15 protein-coding genes are annotated in these 17,259 nt (G+C 62.7%); 11 read left to right on the top strand and 4 right to left on the bottom strand.

Annotated features, from left to right (window positions below; genetic code table 11):
• Nucleotides 1-51 precede the first annotated feature (51 nt).
• Nucleotides 52-426, bottom strand: coding sequence for a Co2+/Mg2+ efflux protein ApaG (apaG, locus tag ACSBPU_RS02950; RefSeq protein WP_180069983.1), 375 nt, complete (start codon nucleotides 424-426; stop codon nucleotides 52-54).
• A gap of 89 nt (nucleotides 427-515) precedes the next feature.
• Between apaG and rpe the strand changes: the two genes are divergently transcribed.
• Complete coding sequence (rpe, locus tag ACSBPU_RS02945) at nucleotides 516-1,268, top strand: ribulose-phosphate 3-epimerase (protein ID WP_442595452.1); 753 nt, start codon at nucleotides 516-518, stop codon at nucleotides 1,266-1,268.
• A 56-nt stretch (nucleotides 1,269-1,324) separates the two neighbouring features.
• Here the strand turns inward: rpe and ACSBPU_RS02940 are convergent, their stop codons facing one another.
• The gene (locus ACSBPU_RS02940) at nucleotides 1,325-3,241 is read right to left on the bottom strand and encodes a GGDEF domain-containing protein (protein WP_442595450.1); all 1,917 of its coding nucleotides are present in this window, start codon (nucleotides 3,239-3,241) and stop codon (nucleotides 1,325-1,327) included.
• Nucleotides 3,242-3,392: 151 nt separating this feature from the next.
• Between ACSBPU_RS02940 and ACSBPU_RS02935 the strand changes: the two genes are divergently transcribed.
• The 10 genes from ACSBPU_RS02935 to ACSBPU_RS02890 all read left to right on the top strand — a co-directional run bounded on the left by ACSBPU_RS02935 (nucleotide 3,393) and on the right by ACSBPU_RS02890 (nucleotide 13,931).
• Nucleotides 3,393-4,064, top strand: coding sequence for a phosphoglycolate phosphatase (locus ACSBPU_RS02935; protein WP_442595448.1), 672 nt, complete (start codon nucleotides 3,393-3,395; stop codon nucleotides 4,062-4,064).
• 318 nt (nucleotides 4,065-4,382) lie between these two features.
• On the top strand, nucleotides 4,383-5,903 hold the full coding sequence (trpE, locus tag ACSBPU_RS02930; protein ID WP_180069989.1) for an anthranilate synthase component I: 1,521 nt from the start codon (nucleotides 4,383-4,385) through the stop codon (nucleotides 5,901-5,903).
• Between the two features lie 27 nt (nucleotides 5,904-5,930).
• Entirely contained in the window at nucleotides 5,931-6,494 is a 564-nt protein-coding gene (locus ACSBPU_RS02925) for an anthranilate synthase component II (protein ID WP_442595445.1), read from the top strand.
• Nucleotides 6,495-6,528: 34 nt separating this feature from the next.
• Entirely contained in the window at nucleotides 6,529-7,560 is a 1,032-nt protein-coding gene (gene trpD / locus ACSBPU_RS02920) for an anthranilate phosphoribosyltransferase (protein WP_442595443.1), read from the top strand.
• Nucleotides 7,557-8,351 carry an indole-3-glycerol phosphate synthase TrpC gene (trpC, locus tag ACSBPU_RS02915; protein WP_442595441.1) on the top strand — a complete coding sequence of 265 codons (795 nt, stop codon included), beginning with the start codon at nucleotides 7,557-7,559 and terminating at the stop codon, nucleotides 8,349-8,351. The genes trpD and trpC overlap by 4 nt, the downstream gene beginning before the upstream one ends.
• 44 nt (nucleotides 8,352-8,395) lie before the next feature.
• Nucleotides 8,396-9,877, top strand: a complete 1,482-nt coding sequence (pap, locus tag ACSBPU_RS02910) for a polyphosphate:AMP phosphotransferase (RefSeq protein ID WP_442595439.1) — start codon at nucleotides 8,396-8,398, stop codon at nucleotides 9,875-9,877.
• On the top strand, nucleotides 9,874-10,356 hold the full coding sequence (locus ACSBPU_RS02905) for an HIT family protein (protein ID WP_442595437.1): 483 nt from the start codon (nucleotides 9,874-9,876) through the stop codon (nucleotides 10,354-10,356). Before pap ends, ACSBPU_RS02905 begins: the two co-directional genes overlap by 4 nt.
• A 361-nt stretch (nucleotides 10,357-10,717) precedes the next feature.
• The gene (locus ACSBPU_RS02900; protein WP_442595435.1) at nucleotides 10,718-12,475 is read left to right on the top strand and encodes a DEAD/DEAH box helicase; all 1,758 of its coding nucleotides are present in this window, start codon (nucleotides 10,718-10,720) and stop codon (nucleotides 12,473-12,475) included.
• Between the two features lie 110 nt (nucleotides 12,476-12,585).
• Entirely contained in the window at nucleotides 12,586-12,753 is a 168-nt protein-coding gene (locus ACSBPU_RS02895) for a hypothetical protein (RefSeq protein ID WP_442595433.1), read from the top strand.
• Nucleotides 12,750-13,931 (top strand): class I SAM-dependent methyltransferase, encoded by a 1,182-nt coding sequence (locus ACSBPU_RS02890; protein ID WP_442595431.1) that lies wholly within the window; start codon nucleotides 12,750-12,752, stop codon nucleotides 13,929-13,931. Before ACSBPU_RS02895 ends, ACSBPU_RS02890 begins: the two co-directional genes overlap by 4 nt.
• Here the strand turns inward: ACSBPU_RS02890 and ACSBPU_RS02885 are convergent.
• Nucleotides 13,926-15,071: a tRNA CCA-pyrophosphorylase gene (locus ACSBPU_RS02885; protein ID WP_442595429.1), complete on the bottom strand. Its 1,146-nt coding sequence runs from the start codon at nucleotides 15,069-15,071 to the stop codon at nucleotides 13,926-13,928. The two genes, ACSBPU_RS02890 and ACSBPU_RS02885, sit on opposite strands and share 6 nt — an antisense overlap.
• A complete protein-coding gene (locus tag ACSBPU_RS02880; RefSeq protein ID WP_442595427.1) occupies nucleotides 15,068-17,239 on the bottom strand; it encodes a transglycosylase SLT domain-containing protein in 2,172 nt (723 codons plus the stop codon). Before ACSBPU_RS02880 ends, ACSBPU_RS02885 begins: the two co-directional genes overlap by 4 nt.
• Nucleotides 17,240-17,259 lie beyond the last annotated feature (20 nt).

The raw sequence follows: 17,259 nt of genomic DNA, 5'->3' as shown, positions 1-17,259 counted from the left end.
ATGAATGACGTGAGGCGCCGGAACGGATGCCGAGGCCTGTTTCTACAGGCCCTAGTGCAAGGTGCGGGGAACGGCCAGGACGAACTCCTGTATGGGGACATCGAACGGGATGCCGTTCTCGCCCACGCAATGATAACTGCCGCGCATGGTGCCGACCGGTGTCGGCAACGGACAGCCGCTGGTGTATTCGAAGCTTTCCCCCGGCCCCAGCAAAGGCTGCTGCCCGACGACGCCCAGCCCGCGGACTTCTTGGGTTTTCTGGCTGCCGTCGGTAATGACCCAGTGCCGGCTGACCACCTGCGCCGCCTGCTTGCCGTTGTTGGTGATGCGCACCGTATAGGCGAACACATACTGCTGCCTGGGAGGATCGGATTGATCCGGCAGGTATTGGGGCGTGACCGTGACAGAAATATCGGAAGGATTCATGGCGTTTCCAGAAAAATTCGGCACTCACCTACAATAATGACATATTCCCCGCCGCGATTTTTGCCCAACGCACATCCGTCATTCATATCATGCCTTTTACCAAGCCTACCCGCATCGCCCCCAGCCTGTTGTCCGCCGATTTCGCGAGACTGGGGGAAGAGGTCAAGAACGTCGTTGCCGCCGGCGCCGACTGGATACACTTTGACGTCATGGACAACCATTATGTTCCCAACCTGACCATAGGACCCATGGTCTGCGAGGCGATCCGCCCCCATACCGATGCACCCATCGACGTTCACCTCATGGTCGAACCCGTCGACGCCATTATCCCGCAATTCGCCAAGGCGGGCGCCGACATCATCACTTTTCATCCCGAGGCATCCCGCCACCCCGACCGGACGCTTTCCCTGATCAAGGAACACGGCTGCAAGGCCGGCCTCGTCTTCAATCCGGCCACCTCGCTGGAATGGATGGACTACGTCATGGACAAGCTCGACATGATTCTCCTCATGTCCGTGAACCCGGGATTCGGCGGGCAGAAATTCATTCCGGGCACGCTGTCCAAGCTGCGCCAGGCGCGCCAGAAGATCGACGCCTGGCAGCAGGCGGGCGGCCAGCCGATCGCCCTGGAGGTCGATGGCGGCGTCAAGGTCGACAACATCGCCGAAATCCGCGCAGCCGGTGCCGACGCCTTTGTGGCCGGATCGGCCATCTTCGGACAGGACGACTACAAGGCCGTGATCGACGCCATGCGGCGCGAGATCGCCAAAGGCGAAGGGGTCAGACCCCGTACGGGGTCTGACCTTGCAAGCCAAGAGTTGGGGTCAGACCCCATGAAATAAACGGAATAGGGTCAGACCCCATGCGGGGTCTGACCCTTGCAAGCCAAGAGTTGGGGTCAGACCCCGTACGGGGTCTGACCCCTCAGGCCGGCATCGAGAAAACTGTGCGGCCGCCGCCGATTGCTGTCGGTATATGCCGACGGAAGCAGCGACCGGCGCTCCACGAACAGCGCATTGCCTGGGATCTTCTTCGCTTCGGACTTGGCCGAGGCGGCGAATTCCGCGATCTGGTGGCTGGAAAACGGCACTGTGGCATCGGCCTGCACCACGCCTATCGACAAGCTGATCAAGGGATGGAACATTTCGACGCCCTGGCGGTTTTCGGTCCGGTAGCCGCCGGCCTCCAGGTGGCTTTTCCGGTATAGCGCCGCGGTCGCGTCCGGAAAGGCGTCCAGAATGCTCTGGCAGCGTTCGCGCCAGTCTTTGCTGCGAAACACCATGATGAAATCGTCGCCGCCGATATGGCCTACGAAATCCCTGTCGGGCTCGCAATACTGCTGCAGCAGCCCGGCGGTGATCTGTATGACTTCGTCGCCCTTATGGTAGCTGTACAAGTCATTGAACGGCTTGAAGTTATCAAGATCCGCATAGCACACCGCAAAGGCCTCGTCGTCGGCAAGCAGTGATTCGATATGCTCGTTGATGGGTACGTTGCCGGGCAGCTGCGTGAGCGGGTTCGCATAGCGCGCCGCATGTATCTGCATCTGCGTGATTTCCCGGATCAGGTCGGAACCCGTGCCCACACCCCGGTAATCGCCGTTTTCGATGATGATGAAGCCATCCGACAGATGCTGCGGATTGCCCTCGGTGATCAGGTAGCTGAGATTGCGCAGGCTGGTCCCGATATCCACGATGAGCGGCTCGTTCTCGATGAAATGGGAACAAGGCTTGTTGCCATACAGTTCGCGATGGTAGGGTCGCGCCAGGCGATCCAGCATGCGCAGGCGCTGAATCAATCCGATCGGCGCACCTTCGCGCAGCACGGCCAGCGCCTGCAGCTCGGGCTGCCTTTCGAAAATCCCATAGACGGCGTTGGTTGGCGTAGCATCGACCACCGCCGGAATGGCGCGCAGGATCTTGCGCACCGTGAGCTCGTTCTTGAAGGGCTGGCCGCCGTTGGGCCGGGCGGTATCCGACCGCCTGCCGATGACGGACAGCGTCTCGGCAGGCAGCTTGGTGACCGGCGGCATGGCGGGGCGGCCCAGCCAATAGCCCTGGCCATACTGGATGCCCACATCGCGAACGGTGATGTATTCCGCTTCCGTTTCTATGCCCTCAGCGATCACTTTGGAATACGACTGCTGGGCGATCTCGAAAATGGAACGGACGAACTGGCGCTTGATGGGGTCTTTGTCAATGCCCTGGATGAAGTATTTGTCGATCTTGACGAATTCGGGCCGCAGCTCGGACCAGAGCCGCAAGCTGGAAAAGCCTTCGCCCAGGTCGTCGATCGCCACCTGGAAACCGTAGGCGCGGTAATCAGAAGCCGCCTGCTTGATGCGGTTGTAGCTGGCCGCGGAACTCGATTCCGTGAGTTCGATGACGATGCTTTCCGGCGAAATGCCCTGCACCTGTTCTGAAAAAAAACAAGTGTCCGTCTGGAGTTCGGGATTGACCAGGACGTCGGGACTCATGTTCAGGAACAGCCTGCCCTCCAGCCCATGGCGGGAAAACTGCTCGATGTGCACCCTGCGGCACAGGCGTTCGAGCTCGACCGTGGCCCCGCACATGCGGGCCACATTGAACAAGGTGTTCGGCACGTGCAAGGGCGAATTCGACGGCCCGCGTATCAGGCCTTCGTACCCCAGTATGCTTCCCGATTGCAAATCCACGATAGGTTGAAACAACGGTGCAACCGACTCTTCCACCATTACCTTGCGAAAACTCGCCAGCATTTTCAGACTCTCGCTGTATTCCTGGCCCAGGCTGATGCCTGGCTGCCCCGGACACTTCAGTATTGCTGTCACTTTCATCAACCTGTCATGGCGCAGGCGCGAACCTGCGCCGCTGCGGACGGCCAATTTAACGTCAGCATATTACAGGCAAGTGTCGGGGCCGACATCTGGATTTTTTCGCGCATACAATCATGCAACACTTGGCTGAAATATTGAACAGGACTTTCGTATGCGTTTCTCCGCTGTACTGCTGGATCTGGACGGCACGCTGCTGGACACGATTCCCGACCTGACGCGCGCCTCGAATGCGATGCGGATGGAGCTTGGCATGGATGAGCTGCCCATTTCCACCGTGGCGACCTACGTGGGCAAGGGCACGGAAAACCTGGTGAAGAAACTGCTGGCCGACAACCCCGAAGGCAAGCAGCCGAGCGCCGATGAAACAACCCGGGCGCTGCGGATCTTCCACCATCATTACCATAGGGTCAATGGCGACGAAGCCACGGTGTATCCCGGCGTCATCGAAGGCCTGGATGCGTTCTCGGACGCCGGGTCGGCCTTGGCCGTCGTCACCAACAAGCCCACCGAGTTCACGCTGCCGCTGCTCGAACGCATGGGCCTGGCAAGCTACTTCAGCCAAGTGGTTTGCGGCGACACCTGCGCCCGCAAGAAGCCGGACCCCATGCCCTTCCTGCATGCCTGCGAACTGCTGGGTGCGGAGCCCGCCGAGTCGCTGGCCATCGGCGACTCCATCAACGACGCCCTGGCCGCCCGCGCCGCCAACATGACGGTCCTCGCGCTGCCTTATGGCTACAACGAAGGAATGGACGTGCGAAATCTTCCGGTGGATGATATAGTTATGTCCATCGCGGAAGCTGCCCAGTGGGCGGCGGATCGCTGAAGGGGTCAGAATGCGGGGTCAGACCCCGTACGGGGTCTGACCCCAAAACCAACATGGGGCCTGACCCCTTAACCGAACTTTTAACAGCCGAATACACACAAATGTTTGCCGCTCCTTATTACACGACCACGCCCCGCGCCTATTGGCGCTGGTGGCGTTTGTGTTCTGGGTAGCGGTAATCCACTCCCGGCGCCAAGACCTTGAGTTTTCGTGCCGTCAGCATTTACCAGTCGTAAGCAAAGCCCGGAACCCCTTGAATGGCCGGGCTTTTTTTGTATCCCTGTCCCGGCCTGTATGCAACTCCACACAGAGACCACTATGACAGAGATCGAATTCAACGCCCTGGCGGCACAAGGCTACAACCGCATTCCACTGATCGCGGAAACCTACGCCGATCTTGACACGCCGCTGGCGATCTACCTGAAGCTCGCGCACAGCGGCCCGGAAGGCGGCCGCAACAGCTGCCTGATGGAATCCGTCGTGGGCGGCGAGCGTTTCGGTCGATACTCTTTCATCGGTCTTCCGGCCAAGACCGTGATCCGGTCCACGGGCACGCTGACCGAAGTCCTGCACAAAGGGCAAGTGGTCGAGACCCACGAAGGCGACCCGCTGGCCTTCATCGAATCCTTTCAAGCCCGATTCAAGGTGGCGCTGCTTCCAGGCATGCCTCGCTTCGCGGGCGGGCTGGCCGGCTACTTCGGCTACGACACGGTGCGCCATATCGAACCGCGCCTCGGCCCGGCGGTCAAGCCTTTCCCGGCCGGCCAGGAAAAAGGCACGCCCGACATCATGCTGCTGCAGGTCGATGAGCTGGTCATAGTCGACAACCTGGCGGGCCGTACCTACCTGATGGTCTACGCGGACCCCACGCAGCCAGAAAGCTACGCCTTGGCCAAGCGACGCCTCAAGGAGCTGCGCGAGAAACTGCGCACACCGGTCGTCATCCCCTACGCCTACGCCAGCATGCAGACCAACAGCCGCCGGGACTTCGACAAGAAAGACTACATCGACGCGGTGCTCAAGGCCAAGGAATACATCGCCGCCGGCGACCTCATGCAAGTGCAGATCGGCCAGGTCATCGCCAAGCCCTTCCGCGACTCCCCCCTCTCCCTCTACCGCGCCCTCCGTTCTCTCAATCCCTCCCCCTACATGTACTACTGGAACTTCGACAGTTTCCAGGTGGTGGGGTCGTCGCCGGAGATTCTCGTCCGCCAGGAAATCGTCACCGAGGCGGATCGCAAGAAAACCCTGGTCACCATCCGGCCCCTGGCGGGCACCCGCAAGCGCGGAGCCACGCCCGAGGAAGATGCGGCACTGGCGGAAGAACTCACGGCCGACCCCAAGGAGCGCGCCGAGCATGTCATGCTGATCGACCTGGCGCGCAACGATATCGGGCGCGTCGCCAAGACAGGCACGGTCAGCGTCACCGACACCATGACGATAGAGCGCTATTCGCACGTCATGCACCTGGTTTCGAACGTCTGCGGCGAGCTGAACGACGGCATGAGCAACATGGACGTCCTGCGCGCCGCCTTCCCGGCGGGCACCCTGACCGGCGCGCCCAAAGTGCGCGCCATGGAGATCATCGACGAGCTCGAACCGGTGCGCCGAGGCATCTACGGCGGCGCGGCGGGCTACATGAGCTACGGCGGCGAAATGGACGTGGCCATTGCCATACGCACCGGCATCATCAAGGACGGCATGCTCTACGTACAGGCGGCAGCCGGCATCGTTGCCGACTCGGACCCCGAAAAAGAATGGCAGGAGACCGAAGCCAAGGCTCGCGCGGTGCTGCGCGCGGCCGAGCAGGTCCAGTATGGTCTCGACGAACCCATTTAATGCGCATGGCGCCCGCAGGAGAAACACATGTTACTGATGCTCGATAACTACGACTCGTTCACCTACAACCTGGTGCAATACTTCGGCGAACTCGGCCAGGACGTGCGCGTCGTGCGCAACGACCAGGCCTCGGTGGATGAAATCGCCGCCATGAATCCGGACCGGATCTGCGTCTCGCCCGGCCCGTGCTCTCCGGCGGAGGCGGGGATTTCCATAGAGCTGATCCAGCGCTTCGCGGGCAAGCTGCCCATATTGGGCGTCTGCCTGGGCCACCAGGCGATCGGCGCGGCCTTTGGCGGCGATATCGTCCGTGCGAAACAGATCATGCACGGCAAAGTGTCCTCCATCACGCACACGGGCACCGACGTCTTCGCCGACCTGCCCTCGCCCTTCACCGTGACGCGCTACCACTCGCTGGCCATCCGGCGCGACACGCTGCCCGACTGCCTCGAGATCACCGCCGAAACCGGAGACGGCGAAATCATGGGCGTCCGCCACAAGACGCTGCCGGTCTACGGCGTGCAGTTTCATCCCGAGTCCGTGCTCAGCGAGCACGGCCACGCCTTGCTGAACAATTTCCTGAAAATCTGAACCTCCGCCCAAGACCAAGACAAAGGACCCATCCATGACCTCCATCACTCCCACCGAAGCCCTGACCCGCTGTATCGAGCATCGTGAAATCTTCCATGATGAAATGCTGGATCTGATGCGCAGCCTGATGCGCGGAGAAATGTCGCCGCAGATCGCCAGCGCGCTGATCATGGGCCTGCGCGTGAAGAAGGAAACCATCGGTGAGATCACCGCCGCCGCCCAGGTCATGCGCGAATTCGCACTGAAGGTCGACGTTCCCGAAAAAAACGATCTGCTCGATATGTGCGGCACGGGCGGCGACGGTGCCAATACCTTCAATATCTCGACGGCGGCCATGTTCGTGGCGGCGTCGCAGGGGGTGAAGATCGCCAAGCACGGCAACCGCAGCGCGTCGTCCTCCTCGGGCAGCGCGGACGTGCTGGAAGAGCTGGGCGCCAACGTGATGCTCGGGCCCGACAAGGTCGCAGAAAGCATACAGCGCATCGGCATCGGCTTCATGTTCGCGCCCGCCCACCATGGCGCCATGAAGAACGTGGCCGCCGTCCGCAAGGAGCTCGCCGTCCGCACCATCTTCAACATTCTCGGCCCGCTGACCAATCCCGCCAATGCGGGGAACCAGTTGATGGGCGTATTCCATCCCGACCTGGTCGGCATCCAGGTGCGCGTGCTCGAGCGCCTGGGCTCCAACCACGTGCTCATCGTGCACGGCAAGGACGGCATGGACGAAGCGTCGCTGGGAGCGGCCACCCTGGTGGGCGAACTCAAGGACGGCGTCATCAAGGAATATGAAATCCATCCCGAGGACTTCGGCATGAGCATGGTATCGAACCGTTCCATCAAGGTGGCGAGCCGGGTCGAATCGGCCAAACTGGTGCTGGACGCGCTGAACAACATCGAAGGCCCCGCTCGTGATATTGTTGGCTTTAACGCCGGCCTGGCCATCTATGCCGGCAACAAGGCGGACTCCATCGGGCAAGGCCTGAAGATGGCATTCGACGCCATATCCAGCGGCGCCGCCCGCGCCAAGCTCGATGAATTCTGCACCTACACACGGACACTGGTATGAACGACATCCTTGCCAACATACTCGACACCAAGAAGACCGAAGTCAAGACGGCTAGGCAGATGCGCAGCGAATCCGATCTCCTGCGCGAAGCCAAAAGCCGCAAGGATCTGCGTGGATTCGCGCGCGCCATCGAAGACAAGATCGCGCAAGGCAAACCGGGCGTCATCGCCGAAATCAAGAAGGCCTCTCCGTCCAAGGGCGTGATCCGCGAAAACTTCAACCCCGTCGAAATCGCGACCTCGTATGCGGCGCACGGCGCCGCCTGCCTGTCCGTGCTGACCGACGTCCAGTTCTTCCAGGGCTCCTACGACTACCTGCGGCAAGCACGCGCCGCGTGCTCGCTGCCGGTGCTGCGCAAGGACTTCATGATCGACCCGTACCAGATCATCCACGCCCGCGCCCTGGGAGCCGATTGCGTGCTGCTCATCGTCGCCGCGCTCAGCCCGCAGCAATTGCGCGAGTTCGAGGCCGTGGCCACCGAGCTTGGCATGGACGTCCTGGTCGAGGTCCACGACCGCGCCGAACTCGATGTCGCGCTTGAGCTCAACACGTCGCTGCTGGGCATCAACAATCGCAACCTGCGCAGCTTCGAGACCTCGCTGCAGAATACGCTGGACCTGCTGCCGCACATTCCCGAAGGCAAGCGCGTCATCACCGAAAGCGGCATCCTCACGCCCGAAGACGTCAAGAAGATGCGCGACCACGACGTGCATGCCTTCCTGGTGGGCGAAGCCTTCATGCGTGCCGAAGAACCGGGCGCCGCGCTGCACCAGCTTTTCTTCGCGTCTTGAAATCGATGCCAGGGTTCAGGGCCTGTTAACGAGGCAAGCGCCCCATGTTCACCATAGCCGAAGCCGATCCGGCGCTCACCAAAGAACAGGCCAAGCCCATCGAGGCGCGGCTGCGCACCGCGCTGCTCAAGGCCCAGTACAAACGCCTGCAAAAGAACGGGCGCGCCCTGCTCGTCGTCATCGCGGGCATCGACGGGGCGGGAAAAGGCGCCGCCGTCAGCCTGCTGAACGAGTGGATGGATGCGCGCCATATCCGCACCCTCGCCTTCGGCGAGCCCAGCACTGAAGAGCAGGCACAGCCTTTCTTCTGGCGCTACTGGCGCAGGCTGCCGCCGCGTGGTCGAACCGGTATCGTCTTCGGATCCTGGTACAAGCCGCTGCTGGCCGAAGCGGCAAAGAAATCTCCAGACCTGCAAAAGCTTTCGGCCATGGCCCAGGAAATCCGCCGATTCGAGGAAACACTGGACAACAACGGCGTGCAGATCGTCAAGCTCTGGTTCCATCTGTCCCGCGACGCACAGGCCCGGCGCACCGATCAGCTGCTGGCGGACCCCGACACGGCCTGGCAGGTCATGCCCGAAGACATCAAGGTCAGGAAGAAATTCGACCGCCTGCGCAAGGCGGGGGAATTGGCCATCCGCCTCAGCAACGATCCGTCCCGACCCTGGCAGATCATTCCTGCCGCCGATCCTCTCATGCGCGCCACCTGCACCGGCAAAGCCGTGCTGGCGGCACTGCACGACGCGGCGGCCAAGCCGCCGGCGCAGCCTGCCGCAACCGACCAGGCGAGATCGCCAGAGGTGCTGCAGGAGCTCGACTATTCTCTGTCGCTGCCCAAAAGCGTCGATTACGATCGCGAGCTTGCCCGCTGGCAGGCCAGGCTGGCCAAGCTCACCCGCCATGAAAAGTTCCGCAAGTTTCCCCTGGTGCTGGTTTTCGAAGGCCAGGACGCCGCCGGCAAGGGCGGCGCGATCCGGCGCATCACCCATGCGCTGGACGCTCGCCAGTTCCACGCTCTTCCCATCAGCGCACCCAACCAATACGAGCTTGCCTTCCCCTATCTCTGGCGGTTCTGGCAGAATCTTCCCTTGCCCGGCGCCATCGCCATCTTCGACCGCTCCTGGTATGGACGCGTGCTGGTCGAGCGCGTCGAAAAGCTGTGCTCGCCCGCCGAGTGGCAAAGGGCCTACGGCGAAATCAACGAATTCGAATCCCTGCTTCAGGACAACGGCGCGCTGGTGCTGAAATTCTGGCTGGCCGTCAGCAAGGAAAAGCAGCTGGAGCGCTTCCACGACCGCGAGCAGTCTCCGTTCAAGTCCTTCAAGATCACGCCGGACGACTGGCGCAATCGCGAAAAATGGGACGACTACCTGGAAGCCGCCAACGAAATGTTCGAACGCACCAGCACCGGGCGCTGCCCCTGGCATATCTTCCCCGCCGACGACAAGCGTTACGCACGCATCAAAGTGCTGGAAACCATCGTCGAATCCCTGGAAAACGCCTTGGACGTCAGGACGGCACCATGATCACGAATGAAAACTGTCCCTTGTGCCGGCAGCCCGGCGGCCCCGTGCTGTGGCGCAACGATGCTTTCCGGGTTGTCCAGGTCGACGACGCGGACTATCCGGGCTATACCCGGGTGATCTGGAATCGCCACGTCGCCGAAATGACCTTGCTGTCTCCTGCGGAACGCCGGGAACTCATGGATGCGGTCTGGCTGGTTGAACAGGCTCAGCGCAACGTCTTGCGGCCCGATAAGGTCAATCTTGCCCAGTTCGGGAATATGGTTCCCCATTTGCACTGGCACATCATCCCCCGCTGGCGGGGCGACAGCCGCTTTCCGGAAGCCGTCTGGGCGCCTCCCGCAACGCGTGATGCCGCCGCGCAGGAAAGCTGGCACCGGCAGGCCGACCGCCTTGCCCTGCTGCTGCCCGAATATCATGCGGCCGTCGTTGCGGGCTTCGAATGTCTGGGGTCAGACCCCATTCGGGGTCTGACCCCTTAAGTGCAGTGGCGATGGGCTGGGGTCAGACCCCGTACGGGGTCTGACCCCTTACTGTCGTAAATTTACAATACAGGGATTTCCCTTAATCCCAATTCCCGTTATAATTCTCCGACTGCATTTTCAAGCGTCGACATTTTCATACAGCCTTCCATAACGCTGTCGCATAGCAGTTGACTGATTCGTCAGCACCCATGTCGAACGCCATCGCTCCCTGACCCCCGAGCCTTTCGCCGCGTCTTCAAGACACACTACGCTGCACTTTAGGTTGATTAGGTCGGCACGATGCTCCAATCAACCAGCGCTCCGGGCTCACTTTCTCGCCCCCGCCATGTGTATGCCGTTTTACCGGCAAAGGATATTCATGTCTTTCGATTCTTTAGGTCTCGTGCCTACCCTGCTGTCTGCCGTCCAGAAAGCGGGCTTCACCGATCCCACTTCCGTTCAGGCAGCCGCCATTCCCAAGGCGCTCGCAGGCCATGACCTGATGGTCTCTTCGCAGACTGGCAGCGGCAAGACTGCCGCCTTCATGCTGCCCGCACTCAACCGTATTTCCCAGATGCCGCCCAACAAAGGTTCGGGCGTGCAAGTGCTGGTTCTGACCCCGACGCGGGAACTTGCCATGCAGGTCGCCGATGCGACCAAGCTCTATGGCGCCCATATCAAGGACCTGCGCATCGCCACGGTCGTGGGCGGCATGCCTTACGGCGCGCAGCTCAAGGCCTTGTCGCGCCGCGTGGACGTGCTGGTCGCCACACCCGGCCGCCTCATCGATCACCTGCAGGCCAAGCGCGTCAACCTGTCCACCGTCCACACCCTGGTGCTGGACGAAGCCGACCGCATGCTCGACATGGGCTTCATCGAAGATATCGAGCACATCGTCAGCCGTACCCCTGAAAGCCGCCAGACGCTGTTGTTCTCGGCCACGCTGGACGGCAGCATTGCGCGCCTGGCCGCCAAGATGATGCGCGAGCCCCAGCAGATCGAGATCTCCGGCCAGAAGCAAAAGCACAACAACATCACGCAAAGCCTGCTTTACGCGGATGACAGCAGCCACAAGATGCGCCTGCTGGACCATCTGCTGCGCGACGCGAACCTGGATCAGGCCATCGTCTTCACCTCCACCAAGCGTGGCGCCGACGACCTGGCCGACCATCTGAACGACCAGGGCTTTGCGGCGGCCGCCCTGCATGGCGACATGAATCAGCGCCAACGCACCCGCACGCTCGGCCTGCTGCAAAAAGGCCGTCTGCGCATCCTGGTCGCCACCGACGTGGCGGCGCGCGGTATCGATGTGCAGGGCATCAGCCATGCCGTCAACTACGACTTGCCGATGCAGGCGGAAGACTACGTCCATCGCATCGGCCGTACCGGCCGCGCCGGACGCGATGGCCTGGCCTTCACCCTGGCCACCCATTCCGAGCGCCATAAAGTGCGTCGCATCGAGCATTTCATTGGCCAGCCCATTCCTTCGGAAGTGATCGAAGGCCTGGAGCCCAAGAAAACCGTGCGTCCCACCTACACCGACCGCAAGGGTAAGGGCTTTGGCGCCCGCGGCGGCTTCGGCGGCGGCAAGCCGGCGCATGGCCGCAAGTTCGGCGGCGACCGCGCTCCTTACGGAGACCGTCCCGGCTACGAAGGCAAATCCCGCTTTGGCGACAAGCCGGCATTCGAAGGCAAGCCTCGCTTCGAAGGGAAGCCCCGATTCGAAGACAAGCCATCTTTCGAAGGCAAGCCGCGTTTTGAAGACAAGCCTTCGTTTGAAGGAAAGCCGCGCTTTGGCGACAAGCCCCGGCATGAAGGCAGCCCTTGGCACGGCCGTGGCGAAAGCCGCGGCGGTTTCGGCGACAAGCCGGCTTACCAGGGCCGGCCCGGCCATGATCGCGCCGAAGGTCGCAAAGCCTTTGGCGGCGATGATCGCGGCGGCTTCAAGCACCGTAGCGAGCGTCCCCAAGGCGAACAGCGTCCTGCGCGCGGCGACCGTCCCGAATTCGGCGATCGTCCCGCATTCGCCCGCAAGCCGGCAGGCAAGCCCGCGAGCCATGGCAAGTCGCGTCCAAGCTTCGGCGGCAAGCCTGCCTCCACCGGCAAAAGCTACGCCCGCCGCGGCGACTTCGCCTGATTGACGTTGAGGGGCCAGACCCATTGAGGGGTCAGACCCCGTACGGGGTCTGACCCCAGTCTCTCGAAGGGTCGGACCCCGCATGGGCTCCGACCCTTTACAATACCTGCATGAAACAGCTCATCAAAAGGCCTTTTCTTCTGGCTATTCTGCTGTCCCTTCCTTTGTGGGTGGTTTTCGGCAATTACATCGTGGCCGTTTCGGTCGCGCTGATTACCGCCTTCCTTCTGTCGATGTGCCACACTCTTTACTTGATGAACAGGAAGAAGCGTCCATGAGGCCGGTATCCCGCCTGCCTGCCGGCCTGCCGGCGCTGGACGCTGCATCCACCGCCCATGCACAAGCGATGCGCGATTACCTGACACGGCAAGTCCAACAGTCGGAGCACGGCTTCATGCCCTTCGAGCATTGGATGCGCCTTGCGCTGTACGCGCCGGGGCTGGGCTATTACGCTGCGGGAAACACGAAGTTTGGCGCGGGCTTGCCTACCGGCGACTTCACCACCGCACCCGAGCTCACCCCGCTCTTCGGCAAGACACTGGCCCGCCAAGTCGCGGAAATCCTGGAGCGCAGCGGCAGCGACACCATCCTGGAGTTCGGCGCCGGCTCTGGCGCGCTTGCGGCGTCCATCCTGCCGGCATTGGCCGACATGGGCATTTCCGCACGCTATCTGATCCTGGAAGTCTCGGCCGATTTGCGCGCACGCCAACAGGAAAGGCTCGCAGATCACGGCGCCACCGTTACATGGCTGGACGCCCTTCCCGAAGATTTCTCCGGCTGCGTCCTGGCCAACGAAGTCCTGGACGCCATGCCTGCCACCCTCTTCCGGTGGGACGAAGCCGGCGCCCTTCAAGAGCTTGGCGTTCGGCTGGAAGATACGGATTTCGCCTGGACCGAGCGCCCTGCCCCGGCGGAACTTGCAGACACCATGTCGCAGCGCATGCCGCCGCTGCCAGGATACCGGTCGGAACTCAATCTACAGGCGGAGGCCTGGGTTCGGCAAATGGGCGCCTGGCTGAGCAAGGGTGCGGCATTGCTGCTGGACTACGGATTTCCGCAAGCCGAGTACTACCATCCGCAACGCGCGGAAGGCACGCTGATGTGCCACTTCCGGCACCATGCCCATGCCGAGCCGCTTATTCATCCAGGGCTCCAGGACATCACTGCGCACGTGGATTTCACGGCCATGGCGGATGCCGCGCTGGCCGGCGGACTGGACGTACTGGGCTATACCTCGCAGGCGCGTTTTCTCATGAACGCCGGTTTACCCGAGCTTCTTGTGGCGAGCACCCGCAGCGGCACGGACCCGGCAGCCGCCGGGCGAGCCATGTCGGCGGTGCAGAAGCTGTTGTCCGAAGCGGAAATGGGCGAGCTTTTCAAAGTGCTGGCCATAGGCCGCGGCATCGATGCGCCCCTGATGGGATTCACGCGGGGCGATCGTCGCGACCGTCTATAAGTCTTGCAGCGCACGCAGGCGGGCTTCGCGCAATGCGGCTTTGATTCGTTCCGGCTGCCCCTTCATGGCCAGCGCGATCGCCCCCGCATCGATGGACCGCATGGCGTCTACGCGCTTTCGCCAGCCGTCGATATCGACCGCGCTCACGCAATTCGCCGCCGCGATCAAGTCCATGAACCGCGCCGGTTTACGCAACGCATCGCAACGTTCCATGAGATCCAGCCAGGCATCCGGCCCGCCGCCCCGGGACTGGACGCTCAATGCATCCACCACCTCGGGCAGCAACCGGGCGTGATCCAGGCATTCGCCGGGCGCCCGCAGGTGCCGCCCGATGTCCTGCGGCGAATCCGAAAGGCGGCAAGCCAGCGCGAATCGCGAAGCCAGCCCCAGGCCACGGCGGGCGGCGCAGGCCAGATCGGCCTCGAGCACTGAAGAATCATAGATGAATCCCGGCATGATGCGCGGCAATGCACCGGTTGCGTGCAGCACCTGGAACATCCGCCCCGGTTCTTCGCATGCCAGCCCCTTCGCGATTTCGCGCCAGACGCGCTCGGGCACCAGCGCATCGACCTCGCCCTCATCGACCAGCCGGCGGGCGAGATCCATGGTTTCCGGTGCTATGGAAAAATCCGGGAAGCGCGCTGCAAAGCGTGCCAAACGAAGAAGGCGTACGGGATCCTCGACGAAGGCTTGTCCCACGTGCCTGAATATGCGGTCGCGGATATCGGCGCGTCCGCCCAGCGGATCGACCAGGCGGCCATCCGGCGCCTGGGCGATGGCGTTGATGGTCAAGTCGCGGCGCTGCAGATCGTCTTCCAGCGTGACGTCGGTGCCGGTGTAAAACGTAAAGCCCTTGTAGCCGCGGCCCGACTTGCGCTCGGTGCGCGCCAGCGCGTATTCCTCTTTGCTGCGTGGATGCAGGAAAACCGGGAAATCGCCTCCGACCGGTATGAAACCGCGATCGGCCATCTGCTCGGGCGTGGCGCCCACCACCACCCAGTCGCGGTCGCTGTCCTGCGCTGCGCGACCCAGCAGCGCATCGCGGACCGCTCCGCCCACGATGTAGACGTCCAGCCCCGCGATGGCGGGGTCGACCTCTGCTGCGCGCTGCCGTTGAACGGCCGGCTTGCCGGCGGTCACGGCAGATCGACCTTCTTGCGTGGCGCCGGCGCGATCGTGCCCAGCCGCTGCTTCAGGGATTGCGGCTTGCCGGTGAACATCATGGAGTAGTAGGTGGCGTTGGACATGACGTTCTTGACGTACAGCCGCGTTTCGGTGAAGGGAATCGTTTCGGCGAAAATCGCGCCTTCGACCGGCGCAGCGAGCTTGGAGCGCCACTGCACCGGCCTGCCGGGGCCGGCATTGTAGCCCGCCGTGGCCAGCACTTCGGAACCGCTGAGGTCGTTCAGGACCATGCGCAGATAATTGGTGCCCAGCACGGTGTTGGTATCGAAATCGTTCACCGAGGCCGGGCTGAAGTCCTTCATGCCGATCTTGCGCGCCACCCAGCGCGCGGTGGCCGGCATGAGCTGCATGAGCCCGGATGCGCCCACACGCGAGCGGGCGTCCATGATGAAGCGCGATTCCTGGCGGATCAGCCCATACACCCAGGCGGGATCAAGGTTGATCTGCCGGGCCTTCTCGGTGACGCGCCCTTCGAAGGGAGCAATGAATCGCTGCGAGAAATCCACTTCCTGCTTGGTTTGCAGCGACGTGTTCACGACACGGTCGTAGATATGCTCGGCGCGGGCGAGCTCGGCCGCCGCCAGCAACTGGCGGTCGGACATGCCGCGCAGAGCGAAGTTCCATTCCGGTACAGCCTCGGGACGCCATCCCAGATCGAAGAGCGCAATGGCGCGCTGCAAGCCCGGATTGGCCCGGGCCTCGGCGAGTTCAGCCCGGGTGACGGGCGCGGGCGCGGGTGGCAAGGCGGGGGTGATGCCGAGTTCTTCGCTGGCCAGTTGTCCGTAGAAATTGAGTTCGGCGGCAATGGATTGATAATACTGGGTCGCCGCGGCCTTGTTGCCTTGGGCCTCCAGGGCGCGCGCATACCAGTACACCCATACGGGCTCTGCCGCCTGGCGCGACGACATGCGGCGTATCGCCTTGGCGACCCAGTCCCAGTCGACGCGGGGCTGCCGCAATTCCGCCCTGACCTGCCAGGCATGGTTGTAATCGGTGAGCCGGGTATTGCCGGACCGGCGATACCAGTCGGCCGCCTTCAGGTCGACATTCAAGGCCGCAACCAAGCCGAACTGGCTCCACACCCAGTGCATGTTGTCCTTGGGCAGCACCTTGGACCAATGCTGTTCGACGTAGGCGGCGTTCTGGTCGCGCTTGTCGCCATAGGCCAGGCGCGACAAGGCAATCGTCGTCAGCTCCACCTCGGCGTTCGTGCGCGGCGCCTTGCGTCCTTCCAGCCATTTGCGCGGGTCCTTCATGATGGCGGCGTACTGCACCATGCCGGCTCCGTCGAACAGCACGGCCGCCATGCGCTGCGCATTGGACGCCTTGTTGGTTTCCAGCGTGGCCTGCAAGAGCCGTTCCAGGTCTTTCCTGGCCAGCACCTTGCTTTCAGCCAGTTGATCCAGCATGGTCCAGCAGGCGCTGTTGGGCTGGAAGGCGTCGATGGCGTCGAGCGCCTTCACACGCTGTCCCGTCATGTGTTGCGCCATGATCAGCGAACAGTTTTCCGCGGAATTCATGTTGACAAGGGGGCCCAGCTTCGCGGGCAGGCCGTAATCGCCGGCGCGCACCGCGGCCACGACCCAATCGCCTTTCAGGCGATCGGCCAGGTAGGTGCCGGCGTTGTTCTGCAGGAAACGGCCGATGGCCTCGTTGGCCACCGGCAGCGTGGGATCCTGGAGCGTGCGGCGCAAGGACCAGTACTCCGCATAGACGCCAAGCTGCGGATCCGGCTTCGCCGCGGGGACCAGCCGGTCGAGCGCCGCCCATTGCTTTTTCTGCATCGCCTCGCGCGCATCGACGACGAATTTACGCGCCGGCGGCGGAGGGACGATCTGGATCGTATCGCTGGACGGCGCGGCATGCAGCGGCGGCACGTATCCTTGCAGCGAAGCCACCTGCACGGCGCTGCCGAGCATGGAGTCCTGGGACACGGAGCTTCCCGCTGCGGGCGCTTGTTCTGCGGCGACGCCGCCATCGGCCAGCAGCACCGGCTTCTCGGCGCCGGCGCATGCGACCAGGCCCATCGTCAAGGCAAGCCACAGGCTCAGGCGCGCGGGCGAGACCAATGCCGAGCCACACTTGCCCCGGGATTTCTGATACCGTTCTTGGTTAGCTAACATTTTGATTGGGTCCCACATAA

The sequence above is a fragment of the Parapusillimonas sp. JC17 genome, from assembly GCF_052180245.1.
GTDB lineage: Bacteria > Pseudomonadota > Gammaproteobacteria > Burkholderiales > Burkholderiaceae_B > Parapusillimonas.
Note: the sequence above shows the minus strand (reverse complement) of the source record. Positions and strands in the feature narration are given on the sequence as shown.

Bases quoted from the DNA above. Each gene is read 5' to 3' on its own strand.
- apaG (WP_180069983.1), bottom strand. From the start codon at position 426: ATGAATCCTTCCGATATTTCTGTCACGGTCACGCCCCAATACCTGCCG.
- rpe (WP_442595452.1), top strand. From the start codon at position 516: ATGCCTTTTACCAAGCCTACCCGCATCGCCCCCAGCCTGTTGTCCGCC.
- ACSBPU_RS02940 (WP_442595450.1), bottom strand. From the start codon at position 3,241: ATGAAAGTGACAGCAATACTGAAGTGTCCGGGGCAGCCAGGCATCAGC.
- ACSBPU_RS02935 (WP_442595448.1), top strand. From the start codon at position 3,393: ATGCGTTTCTCCGCTGTACTGCTGGATCTGGACGGCACGCTGCTGGAC.
- trpE (WP_180069989.1), top strand. From the start codon at position 4,383: ATGACAGAGATCGAATTCAACGCCCTGGCGGCACAAGGCTACAACCGC.
- ACSBPU_RS02925 (WP_442595445.1), top strand. From the start codon at position 5,931: ATGTTACTGATGCTCGATAACTACGACTCGTTCACCTACAACCTGGTG.
- trpD (WP_442595443.1), top strand. From the start codon at position 6,529: ATGACCTCCATCACTCCCACCGAAGCCCTGACCCGCTGTATCGAGCAT.
- trpC (WP_442595441.1), top strand. From the start codon at position 7,557: ATGAACGACATCCTTGCCAACATACTCGACACCAAGAAGACCGAAGTC.
- pap (WP_442595439.1), top strand. From the start codon at position 8,396: ATGTTCACCATAGCCGAAGCCGATCCGGCGCTCACCAAAGAACAGGCC.
- ACSBPU_RS02905 (WP_442595437.1), top strand. From the start codon at position 9,874: ATGATCACGAATGAAAACTGTCCCTTGTGCCGGCAGCCCGGCGGCCCC.
- ACSBPU_RS02900 (WP_442595435.1), top strand. From the start codon at position 10,718: ATGTCTTTCGATTCTTTAGGTCTCGTGCCTACCCTGCTGTCTGCCGTC.
- ACSBPU_RS02895 (WP_442595433.1), top strand. From the start codon at position 12,586: ATGAAACAGCTCATCAAAAGGCCTTTTCTTCTGGCTATTCTGCTGTCC.
- ACSBPU_RS02890 (WP_442595431.1), top strand. From the start codon at position 12,750: ATGAGGCCGGTATCCCGCCTGCCTGCCGGCCTGCCGGCGCTGGACGCT.
- ACSBPU_RS02880 (WP_442595427.1), bottom strand. From the start codon at position 17,239: ATGTTAGCTAACCAAGAACGGTATCAGAAATCCCGGGGCAAGTGTGGC.